14 protein-coding genes and 1 pseudogene are annotated in these 18,146 nt (G+C 58.7%); 11 read left to right on the plus strand and 4 right to left on the minus strand.

All coding sequences use genetic code 11. The annotated features are described in order from the left end of the window. Positions 1–65: 65 nt before the first annotated feature. Positions 66–842 carry a BPSS1780 family membrane protein gene (locus WE862_RS20045; RefSeq protein ID WP_042029776.1) on the minus strand — a complete coding sequence of 259 codons (777 nt, stop codon included), beginning with the start codon at positions 840–842 and terminating at the stop codon, positions 66–68. A 263-nt stretch (positions 843–1,105) separates the two neighbouring features. Between WE862_RS20045 and WE862_RS20050 the strand changes: the two genes are divergently transcribed. Next, the gene (locus WE862_RS20050) at positions 1,106–1,927 is read left to right on the plus strand and encodes a peptidoglycan DD-metalloendopeptidase family protein (RefSeq protein ID WP_042029777.1); all 822 of its coding nucleotides are present in this window, start codon (positions 1,106–1,108) and stop codon (positions 1,925–1,927) included. Between the two features lie 56 nt (positions 1,928–1,983). Here the strand turns inward: WE862_RS20050 and WE862_RS20055 are convergent, their stop codons facing one another. Further along, the gene (locus tag WE862_RS20055; RefSeq protein WP_042029778.1) at positions 1,984–3,318 is read right to left on the minus strand and encodes an MATE family efflux transporter; all 1,335 of its coding nucleotides are present in this window, start codon (positions 3,316–3,318) and stop codon (positions 1,984–1,986) included. A 155-nt stretch (positions 3,319–3,473) separates the two neighbouring features. Here WE862_RS20055 and mscM point away from each other — a divergent pair, with 155 nt between their 5' ends. The 10 genes and pseudogenes from mscM to WE862_RS20105 all read left to right on the plus strand — a co-directional run bounded on the left by mscM (position 3,474) and on the right by WE862_RS20105 (position 15,903). After that, positions 3,474–6,755 (plus strand): miniconductance mechanosensitive channel MscM, encoded by a 3,282-nt coding sequence (mscM, locus tag WE862_RS20060; protein WP_042029780.1) that lies wholly within the window; start codon positions 3,474–3,476, stop codon positions 6,753–6,755. 26 nt (positions 6,756–6,781) lie between these two features. Next, on the plus strand, positions 6,782–7,465 hold the full coding sequence (locus tag WE862_RS20065; RefSeq protein WP_042029781.1) for a glycerophosphodiester phosphodiesterase: 684 nt from the start codon (positions 6,782–6,784) through the stop codon (positions 7,463–7,465). Between the two features lie 153 nt (positions 7,466–7,618). Beyond that, positions 7,619–9,496: a methyl-accepting chemotaxis protein gene (locus WE862_RS20070; RefSeq protein ID WP_042029782.1), complete on the plus strand. Its 1,878-nt coding sequence runs from the start codon at positions 7,619–7,621 to the stop codon at positions 9,494–9,496. Positions 9,497–10,006: 510 nt separating this feature from the next. Continuing rightward, entirely contained in the window at positions 10,007–11,791 is a 1,785-nt protein-coding gene (gene frdA, locus WE862_RS20075; protein WP_041210004.1) for a fumarate reductase (quinol) flavoprotein subunit, read from the plus strand. Next, a pseudogene (locus tag WE862_RS20080) lies at positions 11,784–12,519 on the plus strand (succinate dehydrogenase/fumarate reductase iron-sulfur subunit). The gene frdA and the pseudogene WE862_RS20080 overlap by 8 nt, the downstream one beginning before the upstream one ends. Before the next feature lie 16 nt (positions 12,520–12,535). Further along, positions 12,536–12,934: a fumarate reductase gene (locus WE862_RS20085; RefSeq protein ID WP_033112664.1), complete on the plus strand. Its 399-nt coding sequence runs from the start codon at positions 12,536–12,538 to the stop codon at positions 12,932–12,934. 10 nt (positions 12,935–12,944) lie between these two features. Then, positions 12,945–13,301 (plus strand): fumarate reductase subunit FrdD, encoded by a 357-nt coding sequence (gene frdD, locus WE862_RS20090; RefSeq protein ID WP_005347976.1) that lies wholly within the window; start codon positions 12,945–12,947, stop codon positions 13,299–13,301. 255 nt (positions 13,302–13,556) lie between these two features. After that, positions 13,557–14,288, plus strand: coding sequence for a nucleoside recognition domain-containing protein (locus WE862_RS20095; protein WP_042029783.1), 732 nt, complete (start codon positions 13,557–13,559; stop codon positions 14,286–14,288). Beyond that, positions 14,285–14,752 (plus strand): YjiG family protein, encoded by a 468-nt coding sequence (locus WE862_RS20100; RefSeq protein ID WP_041210001.1) that lies wholly within the window; start codon positions 14,285–14,287, stop codon positions 14,750–14,752. The genes WE862_RS20095 and WE862_RS20100 overlap by 4 nt, the downstream gene beginning before the upstream one ends. Before the next feature lie 26 nt (positions 14,753–14,778). Beyond that, positions 14,779–15,903 (plus strand): M20 family metallopeptidase, encoded by a 1,125-nt coding sequence (locus WE862_RS20105; RefSeq protein ID WP_042029784.1) that lies wholly within the window; start codon positions 14,779–14,781, stop codon positions 15,901–15,903. Between the two features lie 92 nt (positions 15,904–15,995). On the opposite strand, the gene WE862_RS20110 is transcribed toward WE862_RS20105, so the two are convergent. Together WE862_RS20110 and WE862_RS20115 are read right to left on the minus strand one after the other, a co-directional pair. Beyond that, entirely contained in the window at positions 15,996–16,787 is a 792-nt protein-coding gene (locus tag WE862_RS20110) for a substrate-binding periplasmic protein (protein ID WP_042029786.1), read from the minus strand. Between the two features lie 49 nt (positions 16,788–16,836). Next, positions 16,837–18,084, minus strand: a complete 1,248-nt coding sequence (locus tag WE862_RS20115) for a winged helix-turn-helix domain-containing protein (RefSeq protein WP_042029787.1) — start codon at positions 18,082–18,084, stop codon at positions 16,837–16,839. Between the last annotated feature and the right edge of the window lie 62 nt (positions 18,085–18,146).

Here is an 18,146-nt window from a genome sequence, read left to right on the forward strand (position 1 = left end):
AAATATCCAGCAATGCAGAAGGGGCCGCAAAGGGCTCCTTCTTTAATCAGCTGTTCAAGGCTGCGTCAGGCTTCAAAACCGAACGGAGTAACCGGAGGCGTCACCTCCCCCTCTTCGTCGACGAAAATGTCGCGGTACGCCACATAGATGGAGTAGTTGAGCGCCGGGATCACCACCAGCAGACCCACCAGTAACAGCACAGCACCAAAGAGCAGCAGGATGGCGCAGAGGATCCCCCACCAGAAGAAGGGCCACATGTTGCGCCAACAGCCGGCAAAGCTGAGGCGAGCCGCCTGCAAGATACCGATATCGTGGAAATAGATGAGGGCTGGCGCAAAGGTGACCGCCATCAGCACCGGAATAACCAGCATCATCCCCACCAGCAGCACGATCAACAGCTGCTGCACCTGCAGGGCTGAGACCACCATGCTATCGGGATCCTGGGTCAGCACCGAGAGCAGACCCCACATGGAGAGCAGTCCCACACAAACCAGCCCAATCAGGGTGAAGAGTGCCAAGACCAGCAGACCACCCAGCATCAGGGGGGTCAGCTTATGGCGAAAACCGGCAAAGAGATCGTTGAAGTTGAGCGCTTCACCGCGGTATCCCCTGGCAGCCACGACGGCCCACCCCGCCCCCCACACCATATAGAGCAGTTGGGAGATCAGCCCGCCGGCTGGCAGCAGGTCGAGCACCATGCCAACGCCGAACCAGAACACCACCATGGTGACACTAGCACCCATCCCCTTGTTGAAGATATCGAACCCGCTGCGAACCCAGACCCAGCCACGGCTGAGCGGGTGGCGGGCCGGTGCTTGGCGCAAAGGGGATAATCCATTCATGTCGTCTCCTCGGTGTATCGCAGGCATCAGTGCCGGATGCCGATTCTAGAGGCTGGGCACCAGTGACTCAATGGCGAAGCGGGATGTCAGCGACATAAAACCTGACGCAGCCGACCCCGATTGTCCGCTCTTTTCACCACCCGGCACTGGCTGCAACTACGCAGAGAGGGCAAAATCGTCTCCCTGCGCCCGCAGGCCAATCAGCCAGCCCACGGGGCGCACTTTCCGCCATCTGAGGCGTTTTAACAGCGAGTGGTATCGTCATGAGAGTTGTGTGTTGTCTGTTGTTATTGCTGGCCAGCCAGTCGGCGCTTGCCGAAGGTTTTATCAGCCGTCTGCTCAACCATCCGGTGCCGGGCGGCGTGGCCGTCGTCCCCCTTGGCAAGGCATCCCCGGCGCCACAAGCCCATTATCAAGGCAAGCCTGTACTGGTCGTGCAGGAAGATGGCCAGTGGATCGCCATCATCGGCATCTCCCTCAAAAGCCCGCTTGGGGCCCAACAACTGACCACCAGCGATGGTCGCACCCTCGCCTTTACCGTGACACCTAAGCACTACCGCGAGCAGCACATCAAGCTCAAGAACAGCCGTCAGGTCAATCCGCTCGCCGAAGACATGACCCGCATCAACCGTGAACTGGCCGAGCAAACCCATGCCTACCAGACCTTCAGTCCCAACCAGCCGAGCAATCTGATGTTCGACAAGCCGGTCGATGGCCCGCTGTCGAGCCCGTTTGGCCTGCGCCGCTTCTTCAATGGCGAGGAGCGCAATCCCCACTCCGGGCTCGACTTCGCCGTCGGCGCCGGCACCCCGATCAAATCCCCTGCCGCCGGCAAGGTGATCCTGATTGGCAACTACTTCTTCAACGGCAATACCGTCTTTGTCGACCACGGTCAGGGGCTCATCAGCATGTTCTGCCACATGTCGAAAATCGATGTGACGCTCGGCCAGAGTCTGCCGCGCGGCGGCATTGTCGGACGGGTCGGTTCAACCGGTCGCGCCACCGGGCCCCATATGCACTGGAACGTCAGCCTCAACGACACCCGGGTCGATCCCGCCATCTTTATCGGCGCATTCAAGCCCTGATAATGACAAAGGCAGCCAATGGCTGCCTTTGTTGTATAAAACGCCCGCTACTCTGACTAGTCCTGCCTGTGGGAGCCTGACTCCTGACGCATCGCCCGCCACATCAGCAACACCAGCAGAGTGCTGCAGGTCGGCAGTGCCAGCCACACCCCGGCCACGCCCCACAGGGTCGAGAATCCCCACAGGAAGCCACCGATCAGCAGCAGTTTGCCACCGGTCAGCAGCGAGGCGATGCGTGGGCGGTTGATCGCCTGAAAATAGGTGGCGCCCACCAGCAGCAATCCCTCCATCGGCAGCCCCCAGAAGTAGAGCCAGATCCCGAGCGTTGCCACCGGCAGCAGAGTCGCATTGTCGCCAGCAAAGAGGTAGACAGCCCCCTCGGGCCAGAGGTAGAGCGGCACCATGCCACAAAGAGCGATGGCGACGGTCACCCCCAGCGCCAGATTGCGGATCCGCAACACCCGTTGCCAGTTGCCCGCGCCGGCATTGAAGCTGGCAATGGGCTGGATCCCCATGGCGATCCCCTCGAAGATGAGATAGAAGAAGGCCTCGGTATAGCTGATCACCCCATAGGCCGCGACATGCAAAGAGGTGCCGACAGCCAGCAACGCCTTGTTATGCAGCGCCAGCACCACCGAGAGGTAGAGGTACATCAGGAAGCTGGAGAAGCCGAGTTTCACCGTCTCCAGCATCAACCGCCAGTCGGGCAGCAGGGTATCCCAACCGATGCGCAACTTGCTGCGCGGGGTAAAGAAGTGCCACAGACAGAGGCCACCGGTAACCGCCTGGGAGAGCATGGTGGCAATCGCGGCACCCGCCAGCCCCCATGGAATAACTGCCATCAGCAGATAGTCGAGCAGCACGTTGAGCAGGCCGCCCCCGACCAGGATCCAGGTAGTCAGTCCCGGCCGCCCGTCGTTGCGCAGCAGGGCGGTAAAGGCCATGGAGAGCACGGCAAAGACGCCGAGCCAGGCATACCACTGCAGATAGGCCAGACCGGCGGTAAAAATATCCCCTTCGGCCCCCATCCATGCCAGCATCTCATCGCCATAGTTGATGCCGATGAAGGCGAGCACGGCCGCAGCCACCAGCACCATCACCAGTGCATTGCCGACGATGTGGCGCGCCCGTTTTTGCTCCCCTTTGCCAAGGTAGAAAGAGGCGAGCGAGGAGGAGCCCATGCCGATCAGCGCACCAACGGCGTAGAGCACGGCGCAGATGGGATAGGCGAGCATCAGGCCGGCCAAGCCATCCTGCCCCAGAATATGGCCGACAAAGATGCCATCGATGGTGACATAGATGCCGGTGACCAGCATGGCGGCCACGGTCGGGGTGACATAGCGCCAAAAGAGGCGGGAAAGAGGGGCGGTGCCCAGATCGACTGCGGACATAAAACGCTCAATGGAGGGAAAAACGGCCAGAATAATAGCCAAATCGGGCCGGGATCGCCCGTTATTTGTGTTACAAATCATTAATATTGAACGCTTTACCCTCTTCTGCCCCTGCTTTAGGCTAGGGCAACCTCTTATGAACGGACACGTGCTTCATGTTGCAACGCCTGCTCACCCTCCTGCTCCTTTCCCTCACGCTGCTCACGACCACGGCTCAGGCTGATGACACCATCGCCCAGACCGAAGCGCTGCTGCAAAGCGTCCCCAAGAGCGACACGCCGGAAAACCAGAAACTGAGGGAGAGCTATCAGCAGGCGCTGCAGTTTGCCAGAGAAGCAGAGCGCTATCGGGAGCACAGCAAGGCATATCAGCAGGTTCTGATCGACTATCCCAAAGAGTCGGCCCGCCTCAAGGAGAGCCTGCGCAACTATCAGCCCAAGGCACGCCCTTCCCTCTCCACGCTCAAGGAGGAGAGCCTGCGCCAAGCCATTGGCCTTAGCAGCAACCGCCAGATGATGCTGCGCAAAGAGCGTCAGGCCATCATGGACAGTCTCAATCAGCTAGAGAGCACGGGGCAGGATTATCACCTGCGGGTGGATGACCTGCGCAAACAGCTGCAAGTCACCCGCAGCCAGCTGGAGCGCCTCAACTTCAGCAGCGAATCGGATCGGCTGCAGGAGGCGCAACTGCTGCTGGCCAAGATCAAGGAGCAGAGTCTCTCCGACCGGATCCAGATGCTGGAGCTGGAGCAGCTCTCGGCCCAGCAGCGCAACGATCTGGGCAAGCTCAAGTTGCAGGAGCTCAACCTGACCATTGCCGACGAGGATGAATGGCAGTCGAGCCTGCTGACCCAGCAGAACCAGCTGCGCCGGGAGAAAACCGAGCAGACCCTCGCCGAGAGCGAGCGACTGCGCAAGCAGCTCTCCAGCGATATGCCTCTGCTGCAGGAGCAACAGCAGCAGAATCAGGCTCTCTCCATCCAGCTCGGCACCCTCGAAGAGCAGATCGAGGAGGTGCAGGATGAGCAACGCAGCGTCGACAAGAACCTGTTTGAACTCAACGAGCTGGTCAACTCGGTGCGCGAGCAACTGGAGTGGCTGCAGATCAGTGACGCCTATGGCGAAAACCTGCGCAGCAAGCTGGCTGACCTGCCTGCTTACTACCCACTGGACAAGCTGGAGTCCGCCATTGTCAGTGCCCGCATGGCCAAATACCAGTACGAGACCGAGCAGGATACCCTCAAGGATCCCCGCCAGCTGCGCGACCAGCTTATCTCCGGCGAAGAGGTCACACTCGATCGCCAGCAACTGGCGGTGCTCGACAACCTGCTCAAGGCCCGTCGCCAGCTGTTGACCCGTCTCAACGACGCGTCCGACACCCTGATTCAGGAGCAGACCCGGCTCAAGCTGCTCTATAGCCACCGCAACAGCAAGATCGACGAGATCCGCGAGATCAGTGCCAGCCACCTGTTCTGGATGCCGGATGTACGGCCGCTCACCCCCTCCGTCATGCTCGGGGTGCCTGCCGCCCTCTCGCTGGCTTTCAATCCGGAGAACTGGCTGCAAGTCCCCCACGCTATCGCCGAAAACACGCCGCTCAGTCTGACTCTGGCCACGCTGGGACTACTGGTACTGGCCTGGAGCTGGTTCAAACTGGCTCGCCATCTGACCCAATATTGCGACCACATAGCACCACGGATCGGCAAGGTAACCCAGGACAAGTTCAGCCTTACCAGCCGGCTGCTGTTGCGCTCTCTGCTTGCAGCCATGCCGCTCCCCGCCATGGTACTGATGGTGCGGGGACTGCTGGGCGGCGCCTGGCAATACCCCTTTGCCGTGGCTATCGGCCGTGGCCTTGGCGAGATCTGGTTTCTGCTGCTGGCACTGGTGCTGGCCCGTCATCTCACCCTCGAGAAGGGGATCCTGATCCACCATTTCCGCTGGCCAAAAGAGCAGGTGCAGAAAGTGTGGGGACAGTTTCGCACCCTGCTGCTGGTACTGATCCCGAGCTTTTTCGTGCAGGGGATGGCCAACAGCTATCAGGAACACGCCTTCTACGACTCTCTCGGCCGGCTGGCCTTTATCATCGGCGCTCTCTGGCTGCTGCTCTTCTTCGCCCGTCTCAACCGGGAGCGACTGCCGCTCACCTGGGGCCAGAGCGATATGACCAAGCCCCATCTGCTCCACCACTTCATCTGGAACAGCCTGATGCTGGCGCCGCTATTGGCGGTTATTGGCACCCTGTTTGGCTACTTCTATACCTCGCGCACTCTGCTGCGCCAGCTGGAGCTGAGCCTGCTGATGGGGCTTGGCTGCCTGCTTGTCTACTATCTGGCCAGACGCTGGATGCTGATCCAGCGCCGTCGGCTGGCTTTCGAGCGAGCCAAAAGCAAGCGAGCGGAGATCCTTGCCCAACGTGAACGGGACGATCAACATGAAGAGCTGAGCTCTGAGATCCCCGATGTGGTTGAGGAGACCGAACTCGACCTCGATACCCTCAGCACCCAGTCGCTGGGGCTGATCCGCACTCTGCTGATGCTCGGTTTCACCCTGCTGGTGGTAGTGCAATGGTCGGATCTCAACTCCGCCTTCAGCTTCCTCAGCAACATCGAGGTGTGGCAGGTCAGCAGCAAGATTGGCGGTATAGAGCAGCTCTCGGCCATCACCTTGCAGGATCTGATGCTGACCGCCTTCGTCTTCATCCTGACCGTGGTCACTGCTCGCAACTTGCCGAGCCTGATGGAGCTGACCCTGCTGCAGCATCTGAGCCTCTCCCCCGGTACCGGCTTTGCGCTCACCACCACCAGCAAGTATCTGGTGATCCTGATCGGCGCCCTCACCGGCTTCTCGATGCTCGGCATCGACTGGTCCAAGACCCAGTGGCTGGTTGCCGCTCTCTCGGTCGGTCTGGGTTTCGGTCTGCAGGAGATCTTCGCCAACTTCGTCTCCGGCCTCATCATCCTGTTCGAGAAACCTATCCGGCTGGGTGATACCGTCACCATCCGCGATCTGACCGGCACCGTCACCAAGATCAAGACGCGCGCCACCACCATAGTGGATTGGGATCGCAAGGAGATCATCGTCCCCAACAAGGCCTTCATCACCGAGCAGTTCATCAACTGGTCGCTCTCCGATGCCATCACCCGGGTACGACTACGGATCCGCATCGGCCTGACCCGGGATCCCAAACTGGTTCAGACTATTCTGGAAGAGTCGGTCAAAGCATCGACACTGGTGCTCGATACCCCGACTCCCGAAGTGTTCCTGATCGAGTTCACCGACTCGGCACTGATCTACGAGATCCGGCTCTACGTGAACAACATGGATCATCGGATGCCCATCACCCACGAAGTTCACTCGCTGGTGCTGGAGAAGATGCAGCAACAGGGGCTCACCCTGCCCCACCAACAGATCGATATTCACTTGAGCAGGGGCTAACCCGGCCAATGAGAAAGGAGCAAACCATGCAGATCATTGCTCACCGGGGGGCCAGCGGCCTGGCCCCCGAGAACACCCTCAAAGCGATGGCCAAAGCGCTGGAACTGGGAGCCCCCGCCATCGAGATCGACGTGCAGGCGGCCGATGGAGAGTTGTGGGTATTCCACGATCGGCGGCTCGAGCGCTGTACCAACGGCAAGGGGGTATTGACCGAACAATCCCGCTCCTATCTGGAGCAGCTCGATGCTGGCGAGGGGGAGAGCATTCCGACCTTGTGGCAGGTGATGAGCCTGATTGACGGCAGCTGTGAGCTGCATATCGAACTTAAGGGTACCAATACCGCCGATGCCGTCGCGGCACTGACCAAACGGGCCGAGAACGAGCTCGGCTTCACCGCCAACCAATGGGTGGTCTCCTCATTCCACCATCCAGAGCTGGCTCGCTTTGCGACCCTGCGACCCGATATCCGGATTGGCGCTCTTACGGCCAATCTGCCGCTCGAACTGGCGCACTTTGCCGAAAAGCTGGGAGCCTGGTCCATCAATTGTGATGTTGATTTCATTGACGCTGCGCTGGTCGATGATGCACATCGCCGTGGATTAAAGGTACTGGTCTATACGGTCGATCACCTTGCCGACCAGCAACAGCTGGCTGCTATGGGGGTCGACGGCATATTCACCAATCGGCCCGACCGTTTTTTAACACTGTGAGCAACCCGCATCCGGATGGATAAGCGTGAGGTTAACCGCTAACTTTAAGTCGTAGACCGGGATAAAAAGAGTCCAACTTCGGCCGATAAGAGATGGCACATAACAATAATTCGCTCGAACACACTTCAGACTGACGCTCACAAGGAAGTAACTATGAACTTATCCATTAAAAACAAACTTGTTCTGGCTATCGGGCTCATCATTCTGGTGATCACCGGCCTGCAGGTCTGGTACAACACCTCGCAGCTGCGCAGCGAAACCCAGCGACTGATCTGGAGCTTTATCGACGAAAGTTCAGCCGCCAACGTCAAGGGGATATCCCGCTGGCTCGATGCCCGCGTCAACATGGTCAGCTCTACCAAGGAGGCGTTTGCCAAAGAGGATAACCCCATCAGCCATCTGGCCCAGTCCATGAATGCGGGCGGGTTTGATCTCGTCTATGTGGGCACAAATGATGGCAAGATGATCCAGAGCAAGCCGACCGATCTGCCCGCTGGCTACGACCCGCGCCAGCGCCCCTGGTACAAGGACGCCATGGCCGCAGGTAAAATGACCATCACCGCGCCCTATGCAGATATCTCCACCGGGCAGCTGATCATCACCATCGCCGAACCGTTCCAGCGTGGTAATACCCAAGGCGTCATTGCCGGCGACGTATCCATCAGCGGATTGGTTTCCGACATTCTGGCGGTCAATACCGAAGGCACCTACGCGGTACTTATCGATAGCAGTGGCACCATCATTGCCCATCCGGATGCTTCCCTGACCCTGAAACCCGCCACCGCCCTCTCCCCCGAGCTGACTGCCTCCGGGGTCAATCGCATTGCTCATGACGGCACCATTTCAGAGATGGATATCAGCGGCAAACTGAGCGTGTTTGACCTGAACCAGATCCCCAATACCGACTGGTACTACGGCATTGTGGTCGATGAGGCGGTGGCCTATCAGTCGGTCAAACGCATGGTCACGTCAGCACTTCTGCAAGGCCTGCTCACCATCATCATCGTGGCGGGTTTCTCCTATGTCGCCATCAATGGCTCTCTGGCTCCGCTGAAAACCCTGGGTGAAGCGATTGCCGATCTCTCCCGTGGCAATGGCGATCTCACTCGCCGCATCAAGATCGAGCGTGAAGACGAGGTCGGCGTAGTCGCCAAACACGTCAACACCTTTATCGAGCGGATCCATGTGATGGTGCAGGATATATCTAACTCCTCCGGCCAACTCAACCAACAGGCCAAGTCCTCACACAACATGGCAGAGAAGGCCAATCAGGGGCTGGCTCGCCAGCAAAACGAGATCTCCCAGATTGCAACGGCCGTTCACGAAATGTCGGCCACAGCCGTCGAGGTAGCCAGCAACGCCGAGCAGACTGCCGAAGCGGCGCGTTCCTCCAGCAGCAGCTGTGAACATGGCAAGCAGGTCATCGCCCGCAACCAGCGTTCCATCACCGATCTGGCGACTCAGGTCGAGCAGGCCTCCAACATCATTCAAGAGCTGGAGAAAAACGCGCAGGAGATCAATACCATCCTCTCCACCATTCAGGGCATCGCCGAGCAGACCAACCTGCTGGCACTGAACGCAGCCATCGAAGCTGCTCGCGCCGGCGAACAGGGTCGTGGCTTTGCGGTAGTTGCGGACGAGGTGCGGGTGCTGTCACAGCGTACTCACAGCTCCACCGTCGAGATCCGCAGCATGATCGAAACCCTGCAGCGCAATACCCAGGGTGCGGTCAGTACCATGCATGAAGGGCAGTTGCTGGCCCAGAACAGCGTGGATGATGCCAACAACGCCACCCAAGCGCTGGAGCAGATCACCGCTTCCATCAACCAAATCTCCGACATGGCGACCCAGATCTCCAGCGCCGCCGAGGAGCAACGAGCCGTTACTGACGAGGTCAGCCGCAACATTCAGGCGGTGAAAGATGTGTCTGACGAGCTGGCCGTAGATGCCGACAGCTCACGCCATCTCTCTGAACAACTTAAAAATATTTCGGGTGAATTGAGTAATCAGGTCGGTATGTTCCGGATCTGACGATGATAAGAAAGGGGTCGTACAGGCCCCTTTACTTTTTTAAATATCGCTTAATTATCAGTGAGTAATCTAACACTACCGTCGCCTCTCCTCCTTCCTGTTGCCCCCGCCATTCAGTAGCTCCTATCGGATATGTTCCACTTTTTCAGCCACAAAAAGGATTAGTAATTTTTATGGATATATTTAAATGCCAATAATTATCATTAAAAAGTTTTAATAAAAAACTTAAAATTTTTTTCGTGAGTACCTAAAAAGAGAGGTGATTCGCATTTTATTGAAAGAAAACTACGTATAATCCGGAAGTTAAAGTCTTCGTAGCAAGGTGTTTTACTGCTCAATAACACCAAAAAATGACGAAAATTACGACATTTTCATCCAGGGATCAGGGTGTTTTAGAAAAAAATAACTACGAAAAATGGAATAAAACCAAGCTGTTTGACTTGCATCAAGCCTGAATTTTTTTCATAGAGCAAAATCGTGCCCAGCAAATCTATCCCTAAGGAGGCAGATGTGGATATTATCAAGACCGATGTAGCCATCATCGGTGCCGGCGGTACTGGCCTGCGCGCCGCTATCGCTATAGCCGAATCACAGCCAGACCTGGATATCGCCCTGATTTCCAAAGTCTATCCGATGCGTAGCCATACCGTGGCAGCCGAAGGTGGTGCCGCCGGTGTCGTTCGTGATGACGACTCCCTCGAAAACCACTTCAACGACACCGTCTCCGGTGGTGACTGGCTGTGTGAGCAGGATGTTGTCGATTACTTCGTCAACAATGCGACCAAAGAGATGATCCAGCTGGAGCACTGGGGTTGCCCCTGGAGCCGCAAGCCGGATGGCAAAGCCAACGTGCGCCCTTTTGGTGGCATGAAGGTTCCCCGTACCTGGTTCGCCGCTGACAAATCCGGTTTCCACATTCTGCACACCCTGTTCCAGACCTCCGTCAAATACCCGAGCATCAAGCGCTTCGACGAGCACTTCTGCCTCGACCTGATCGTGGAAGATGGTCGCGTGCAGGGCGTTCTGACCTTTGACATCCAGAACGGCATCACCCGCTTCATCCAGGCCAAATCAGTGATTCTGGCAACTGGTGGTGCTGGTCGTGTTTACCGTTACAACACCAACGGCGGCATCGTCACCGGTGACGGCATGGCGCTGGCCTATCGTCACGGCGTACCGCTGCGTGACATGGAATTCGTTCAGTATCACCCGACCGGTCTGCCGGGTACCGGCATCCTGATGACCGAAGGTTGTCGTGGTGAGGGTGGCGTCCTGCTCAACAAGGATGGCTACCGCTACCTGCAAGACTACGGCTTGGGCCCGGAAACTCCGATCGGCCAGCCGAAGAGCAAATACATGGAACTGGGTCCGCGCGACCGCGTTTCCCAGGCATTCTGGCAAGAGCAGCAGAAAGGCCGCGTGATCCAGGGCCCGATGGGCGATGTGGTTCACCTCGACCTGCGTCACCTCGGCGAAAAGTACCTGAAAGAGCGCCTGCCGTTCATCTGCGAACTGGCCAAAGCCTACGTCAACGTCGATCCGGCCAAAGAGCCCATCCCGGTACGTCCGACAGCCCACTACACCATGGGTGGTATCGAGACTGACAACAAGTGTGCCACCCGTCTGGCCGGCCTCTACGCCGCTGGCGAATGTGCCTCCGTTGGTCTGCACGGCGCCAACCGTCTGGGTTCCAACTCCCTGTCCGAGATCGTGGTATTCGGCAAGCTGGCTGGTGAACAGGCCGGTGAATTCGCCAAGACCCAGAAGCATGGCAATACCGAAGCGCTGGTCGCCAAGGCCGAGGCTCTGGTCAAGCAGCACCTCTCCCTGCTCGACATCGATGGCACCGAAAACCCGGCAGACATCCGCAACGAACTGGGCACCTCCATGGAGGCCGGTGTCGGTATCTACCGTACCGAAGAGCTGATGCAGGGCACCATCGACAAGATCAACGAGCTGAAAGCCCGTTACAAAAAGGTCAAGATCAACGACAAGTCCTCTGTCTTCAACACCGATCTGCTGTACGCCATCGAACTGGGCTACATGCTGGACGTGGCGGAAGCCATGGCTCACTCCGCCATCAATCGTAAAGAGTCCCGCGGTTCCCACCAGCGTCTGGATGGTTACGAAGAGCGTGATGACGTGAACTTCCTCAAGCACACGCTCTCGTTCTACAACAATGGCGAAACGCCCTCCATCGATTACTCCGATGTGAAGATCACTAAGTCCCAGCCGGCAAAACGCGTGTACGGCTCCGAGGGTGAGAAACAAGACGAGGCTAAGAAGAATGGCTGAGATGATTGAAATTGAAATCCTGCGCTATCGTCCGGAGCAGGATAACGAGCCCTGGATGCAGACCTTCCAGGTGCCCTACCAGAGAGAGATGTCTCTGCTGGATGCGCTGCAATACATCAAGGATCACCTGGACTCTACCCTGAGCTTCCGCTGGTCGCTGCCGGATGGCGATCTGCGGCTCCTGCGGCATGATGGTCAACGGTGTTCCCAAGCTGGGCTGCAAGGCATTCCTGCGCGACTATCTGCCGGGCAAAATGACCATCGAGCCGCTCAACAACTTCCCGATCGAGCGTGACCTGGTGGTCGACATGTCCGATTTCATCGAGAAGCTGGAAAGCATCAAGCCCTACATCATCCCGAGCGAGCCGCGCAACCTGTGCGATGGCGAATACATCCAGACTCCGGCAGAGATGGCGAAGTACAAGCAGTTCTCCCAGTGCATCAACTGTGGTCTCTGCTACGCGGCCTGCCCGCAGTACGGCATCAACAAGAAGTTCACCGGTCCGGCGGCACTGGCTCTGGCCTATCGCTACAACGTCGACAACCGTGATGCCGGCGCCAAAGAGCGTATGCGCATCATCAGCCAGGACGAAGGCGTCTGGGGCTGTACCTTCGTGGGCTACTGCTCCGAAGTGTGCCCGAAGGGCGTCGATCCGGCAGCGGCCATCCAGCTTGGCAAGGTAGAGAGTGCCAAGGACTACATGATCGCCATGTTCAAGCCAGATTGAGAGCAGGATTGAGACCATGAACAACACTGAAAGCAAACGTAAACCTTACGTCCGCGAAATGAAGAAAGACTGGTGGCTGAAGAACGCCTTCTACACCGGTTACATGATCCGCGAAGGCACCAGTATCTTCGTCTCCATCTACGCTGTTGTGCTGATGTGGGGTCTGATGCGTCTGGTACAGGGTCAGGAAGCGTTCAACGGCTGGCTGGAATCCCTGCAAAGCCCGATCGCCATCCTGTTCCACGTGATTGCGCTGGCAGCCTGCCTGTTCCACGCCAAGACCTGGTTCGCACTGGCGCCGAAAGCCATGCGTATCTTCCGTGGTGAAGACCTGGTGCCGGAGAAACCGATCGTCATCGCCCAGTATGTGGCGCTGGCTGTGGTATCCCTGCTTGTCCTGATCATCGTGGCCTGAGGAGAAAACAATGAGACGTTCTGACGAGCCAATTTACTGGGGTCTGTTTGGTGCAGGTGGCATGGTCGTTGCCATGCTGCTGCCGGTCATTGTCCTCATCACCGGTCTGCTGGTACCCATGGGTATCATGGACGTAGAGACCATGAGCTACGAGCGCGTGCTCGAATTCGCCAGCTCCTGGTGGGGTGCCTGCATCCTGCTGGTGATCATCGCCCTGCCGATCTGGCACGGCATGCACCGTATCTACCACGGTCTGCATGATCTGGGGATCCACACCACCAAGCTGCACCACTATGTGTTCTATGGCTTTGCCTTCCTGGTATCCGCCATTACCGTTGGTCTGCTGATGGTGCTGGTCCTCCAGTAATCACCGCGCAACTGATTGAACAAACCGGGCCAAGTGCTCGGTTTTTTTATTGCCGCGTCTCCACGCATTCTTGCCGCTGACTTTTTCAACAAATTAAACAAAAACCGGATCTTCTTCTTTTCAGGGGACGATCATCCTCACATATCACTAACATCACCCCGCATATCAGCAAGGCTTCTTGACCCCCATCAAATAATTGATAGCCGTATCAACCATAATTAATCCGATTAAATAATTATTCATGTGGAGCTATCTATGAGCGATAAAAACCGTCCGGTGACGATCGGCTGTTATCTGGCACTGGCCTTTGCTGTTGTCTTCTTCTCCGGGCTACTGCAGTCCAACCAGTGGTACGGGGTATTTGACTTCACCACGCTGAACGGTTCGTTCGGCACCATGGTGCAGAGCGTCAGCGAGAACGGGGATGGCATCAAAACAGCCATGACCGACATGCGTGGCAAGGGAGGCAACGGCGCTCGTGATGGCTTCCTGTTCGCCCTGACCCTGATCCCCACCGTGATGTTTGCCCTCGGCATGATCAATGTGCTGGAGCACTACGGCGCACTGGATGCCGCCCGCAAGCTGCTGACTCCGCTGCTACGCCCGCTGATGGGGATCCCGGGCAACACCGGTCTCGCCCTTATCGCCTCACTGCAGAGTACCGATGCGGGTGCCGCCATGACTCGCCAGCTCAAAGATGAAGGGCTCATCACCAAGCGCGAGACCGACGTGTTCACCATGTTCCAGTTCTCCGCTGGCGCCACCATAGTCAACTTCTTCTCCTCTGGTGCCGTGCTCTTCACCCTGACCCTGGCTGACGGCACCCAGGCAGTCAGCTCCTCCATCGGGCTGGCAGTCGCCGTAATGTTCGTCTTCAAGTTCATTGGAGCCAACCTGTTCCGGGTCTATCTCAACCTCACCGAAGGCAAGAGTGCCGACAACAGCAAACGCGATCAGACCCTTACCACCCAGGAGCAAGCCAAATGAGCCAGGCCAACGTCAAGAAACCCATCGTCACCGATATCTTCGTCGAAGGGGCCAAGAAGGGATGGGTCATCGCCACCACCTCCACCGTTCCCAACGTGCTGATGGCCTTCGTCATCATCAAGGCGCTGCAGATCACCGGCGCGCTGGACGCCATGGGCGCCATCTTCTCCCCCGTCATGGCCATCTTCGGCCTGCCCGGTGAAGCGGCAGCCGTGCTGATCGGCGCCTGGATGTCGATGGGTGGTGCAGTCGGTGTGGTCATCACCCTGTTCGATCAGGGGATCCTCAACGGCACTCACATCGCCATTCTGGCGCCAGCCATCTACCTGATGGGTTCACAGGTGCAGTACATGGGCCGTATCCTCGGCTGCATCGGCACCGAAGGGCGCTATATCCCGGTCATGATCGCCATCTCGGTACTCAACGCCTTTGGCGCCATGCTGGTAATGAACATCATCCTCTGACCCCGGATCTGATAGCGGAGCAAACAATGACTTTTTCTTTGGATCAATATCTGGCCGAGCTGGCCCCCCTGATCAATCTGGATTGCGGCTCTCTGCACCAGCCGGGCATTGCGGCAGTGGCCGACCTGATGGCCGCCAAATTCGAGGCGATGGGCGGCTGGCAGATCAAGCGGGTCGATTGCGGCATCGCCGGGGTCGGGCTGGAGATCCGCAACCAGCCGCAGGCCGAGCGGATCGACATCATGCTGATCGGTCATATGGATACCGTCTTCCCGGTCGGCACCGCCGCCGCCCGCCCGATGAGTCTCGATGGCGAGCGCGCCTACGGCCCCGGCGTCTCCGATATGAAATCCGGCCTGCTCAACATCGTCTATGCCCTGCGTGCACTGCCCCGCGAGGTGCGCGATCGCCTGAGCATCTGCGTCTGCATGAACCCGGATGAGGAGATCGGCTCCCTCCACTCCAGCGACTGGCTGGCTGCAGTGGCCAAACAGGCGAAGCAGGTGCTGGTGGCCGAAGCGGCCCGTGCCGATGGCACGCTGGTCAAGGCTCGCAAGGGAATGGCACGCTATCGCATCGACTTCACCGGCAAGGCGGCTCACGCCGGCAACGAGCCGCAGAAGGGGCGCAGCGCCATCACCGAGCTGGGTCACTGGATCCTCGCCATCAATGCCCTGACCAACTTCGAGAGCGGCACCACTCTCAACATCGGTATCGTCGAGGGGGGCAACGGTGCCAACATAGTGCCGGCCCACGCCAGCGCGGTGGTGGATGTCCGTTTCTGGGACAATCAGGAGTACAGCCAGGTCAACGATCATCTGTTGACCCTGGTCGAGCGGCCTCATCTGGAAGGGGTCACCATCAAGCTGACCCGCGAGGCGCATAAACCGGCAATGGTACCGTCAGAGGGCACTCAGGCACTGATGCAGCTGGTGGAGGAGTGCGGCGCCGAACTGGGGCTGCCCATTCGCTGGCAAGAGGTAGGGGGCGGCTCCGATGCCAACCTCACTGCCGCCCTCGGCATTCCGACGCTGGATGGTCTGGGCCCTATCGGTGCTGGTTTCCACAGTGACGAGGAGTATCTCGATCTGGCCAGCATTGGCCCACGCATCGAACTGCTGGTGAAGGTACTGACCCGCATCGCGGCCTGATGTGTTTCCCCATAAAACGAAAGAGCCAGCCGGTTTGCACCGGCTGGCTCTTTTTTCATCTGATAAATCTGAGTGATTAGCCTTCTTGGCACTTACTCCATCGGCGGCAGGAAGCGGCGCATCACCTCCTCCGCATGACCCTGCTCCTGAAATGCCACCAACGTCTGATTCAGGCGGGTAACCAGCTCGTAGGCACGAGGCGATCCCTTGCTGACCAGCAGATAGAATCCCTTGCGACTTGGCAGGGCGAGATTGAGCAGACCGGGTTCGCTCTGGTAGATGCCCAGGGTTAACCCGCCAACCAGCGGCTCAATCTCGCTTGGCAGGAAGTCACAGCGATCCCGCCCCATCATGTCGAGCGCCTGTTGCAGCTGCTTGACCCGGCGTGGATCCTGCGAGAGCCCATAGGGGGCATAGTTATAGCCAATCACGCCGCATACCCGTGAGCTGTTGACCGTCTGCAGATCGGGCGCTTCAGGATAGCGGCGCTTGAGATAGAAGAAACCGAGATGGGTGTAGTAGAGCGGCACGCTGTAGAAGGCGAACTCGGCACGCTCCGGCTTGTAACTGGCATCCCAGGTCAGCTCGCACAGGCCATTCTGGTGATAATCCGCCAGCTCCTGTTGCACCCGCGCCCAGGGCAGATAGCGGATCTGGTAGGACAAGCCATTTTTCTTGATGGCATCGAGCACCAGCGTGGTGGCCGAGCCGGTCAGCCGGCTGGTATCGGGCACCCCATCCTTGCGCTCCCAGTAAGTAAAGGGGGCCCACTCATTCCCCTCCCCCAGACAGATCTGTACCGGCTTCTCTGCCGCGCTGGCCAAGCTCGCCGGTATCAGCATGGCAAGGCCCAGCCCTGCCAGCGGCAATCGGGTTCGTCTCATCCCTCTCTCCCCACTCATGCCATCATCTAGCGACGCGTTACTGTGCAGATTAGTCCAGTGCCGCTACCTCACCGCCTTGCGCAACACCGGATTGCCACATGGCCAGCAAGGGCGCCGGAATGGCGCCATAGTGCAGCGCCGGCGTCTGGTGCCACTCGGCCAACTTTTGCAGAGCCTTCGCCAGATCCTGCGCAAGCTGGCGGGTCACTCTCACCCCGGCTTCCAGATAGAGGCTCTTGATTTCGAAGATCCCCTGCTGGCGATGGGCCTTGGCATCCATCCGGCCCACCAGCTTGCCACGATGCAGCAGCGGCAACACGAAGTAGCCGTACTGACGCTTGGGCGCCGGGGTGTAGCACTCGATGCGATAGTCGAAGTTGAACAACTCACTGGCTCGCTTGCGATCCCATACCAGCGGGTCGAACGGCGAAAGAGCCGCAGTGTGGGTCGCCTTGAGGCTACCCGCCTGCGCCCTTGCCAGCTCATCGGCCAACGAGGCGTGCACGAAAGCGCCGTGCTGCCATCCTTCCACCCGTACCGGCAACAACTTCCCCTCGTCCGCCAGTTGATGGAGCAAGGCGTCATATTTGCCACGCCGCAGCCGGTAGTAATCCGCCACCCAGCCAGTTTTGACCAGCCCCAGCGCCCGGCAGCTGGCGCGCACCATATCCCGCTGCGCCTGCTCGATGCTCGGCAGATCCCGCTGGTCGCTCCACTCGGGGAGCACCCGCTCGGCCAGGTCATAGACCCGCTGAAAGTTGCGCCGCTCCCGCACCATCAGCTGACCGGTGGTAAAGAGCACCTCCAAATGGCGCTTCTCCGGCTTCCAGTCCCACCAGCCATTGCCCTTCCCCTCTTTGCGCTCAAAATCGGCCGCCCGTACCGGGCCATGGTGGCGAATGCGCTCGATAAGCTGGCCAATCTCCTGCTGATGGGTAGCGAGCCAGTTGGCCGAAAACTTCCAGCCCATGGCGGCAGGGTCGAGCATCCGGTGGCGCAACAGCCGGTAATCCTCGCGGGGCACGAAACAGGCCTCGTGGGCCCAATATTCGAAGATCTCGCCCGCGGCCAGCAACTGCTCCAGCCAGCGCGGATCATAGTGGCCGAGGCGGCTAAAGAGCACCAGATAGGGGCTGCGGGCCACCACCGAGATGGTGTCTATCTGCAGCAGCGCCATGCGGCGGATGGTCGCCAGCAGATCGGCCGGGGCAGCCTTGCCGCGGCGCGGCACCAGCAACCCCTGCGCCGCCAGCTGTAAATGACGGGCATCCTGTAGCGATAAATGGGGAATAGACATCAAACCACTCCTTGGTAACCGACCTCCAGCATGCCCGAACAACGGCCAAATAAACATGGGGA

Source organism: Aeromonas jandaei, assembly GCF_037890695.1.
In the GTDB taxonomy this organism is placed as follows: Bacteria; Pseudomonadota; Gammaproteobacteria; order Enterobacterales; family Aeromonadaceae; genus Aeromonas; species Aeromonas jandaei.

What these genes read in the sequence shown, in the direction of transcription:
- frdD (WP_005347976.1), top strand. Translation starts at nt 12,945, where the DNA reads ATGAGACGTTCTGACGAGCCAATTTACTGGGGTCTGTTTGGTGCAGGT.
- WE862_RS20110 (WP_042029786.1), bottom strand. Translation starts at nt 16,787, where the DNA reads ATGAGACGAACCCGATTGCCGCTGGCAGGGCTGGGCCTTGCCATGCTG.
- WE862_RS20085 (WP_033112664.1), top strand. Translation starts at nt 12,536, where the DNA reads ATGAACAACACTGAAAGCAAACGTAAACCTTACGTCCGCGAAATGAAG.
- WE862_RS20105 (WP_042029784.1), top strand. Translation starts at nt 14,779, where the DNA reads ATGACTTTTTCTTTGGATCAATATCTGGCCGAGCTGGCCCCCCTGATC.
- WE862_RS20100 (WP_041210001.1), top strand. Translation starts at nt 14,285, where the DNA reads ATGAGCCAGGCCAACGTCAAGAAACCCATCGTCACCGATATCTTCGTC.
- WE862_RS20115 (WP_042029787.1), bottom strand. Translation starts at nt 18,084, where the DNA reads ATGTCTATTCCCCATTTATCGCTACAGGATGCCCGTCATTTACAGCTG.
- mscM (WP_042029780.1), top strand. Translation starts at nt 3,474, where the DNA reads ATGTTGCAACGCCTGCTCACCCTCCTGCTCCTTTCCCTCACGCTGCTC.
- WE862_RS20045 (WP_042029776.1), bottom strand. Translation starts at nt 842, where the DNA reads ATGAATGGATTATCCCCTTTGCGCCAAGCACCGGCCCGCCACCCGCTC.
- WE862_RS20055 (WP_042029778.1), bottom strand. Translation starts at nt 3,318, where the DNA reads ATGTCCGCAGTCGATCTGGGCACCGCCCCTCTTTCCCGCCTCTTTTGG.
- WE862_RS20050 (WP_042029777.1), top strand. Translation starts at nt 1,106, where the DNA reads ATGAGAGTTGTGTGTTGTCTGTTGTTATTGCTGGCCAGCCAGTCGGCG.
- WE862_RS20065 (WP_042029781.1), top strand. Translation starts at nt 6,782, where the DNA reads ATGCAGATCATTGCTCACCGGGGGGCCAGCGGCCTGGCCCCCGAGAAC.
- WE862_RS20070 (WP_042029782.1), top strand. Translation starts at nt 7,619, where the DNA reads ATGAACTTATCCATTAAAAACAAACTTGTTCTGGCTATCGGGCTCATC.
- WE862_RS20095 (WP_042029783.1), top strand. Translation starts at nt 13,557, where the DNA reads ATGAGCGATAAAAACCGTCCGGTGACGATCGGCTGTTATCTGGCACTG.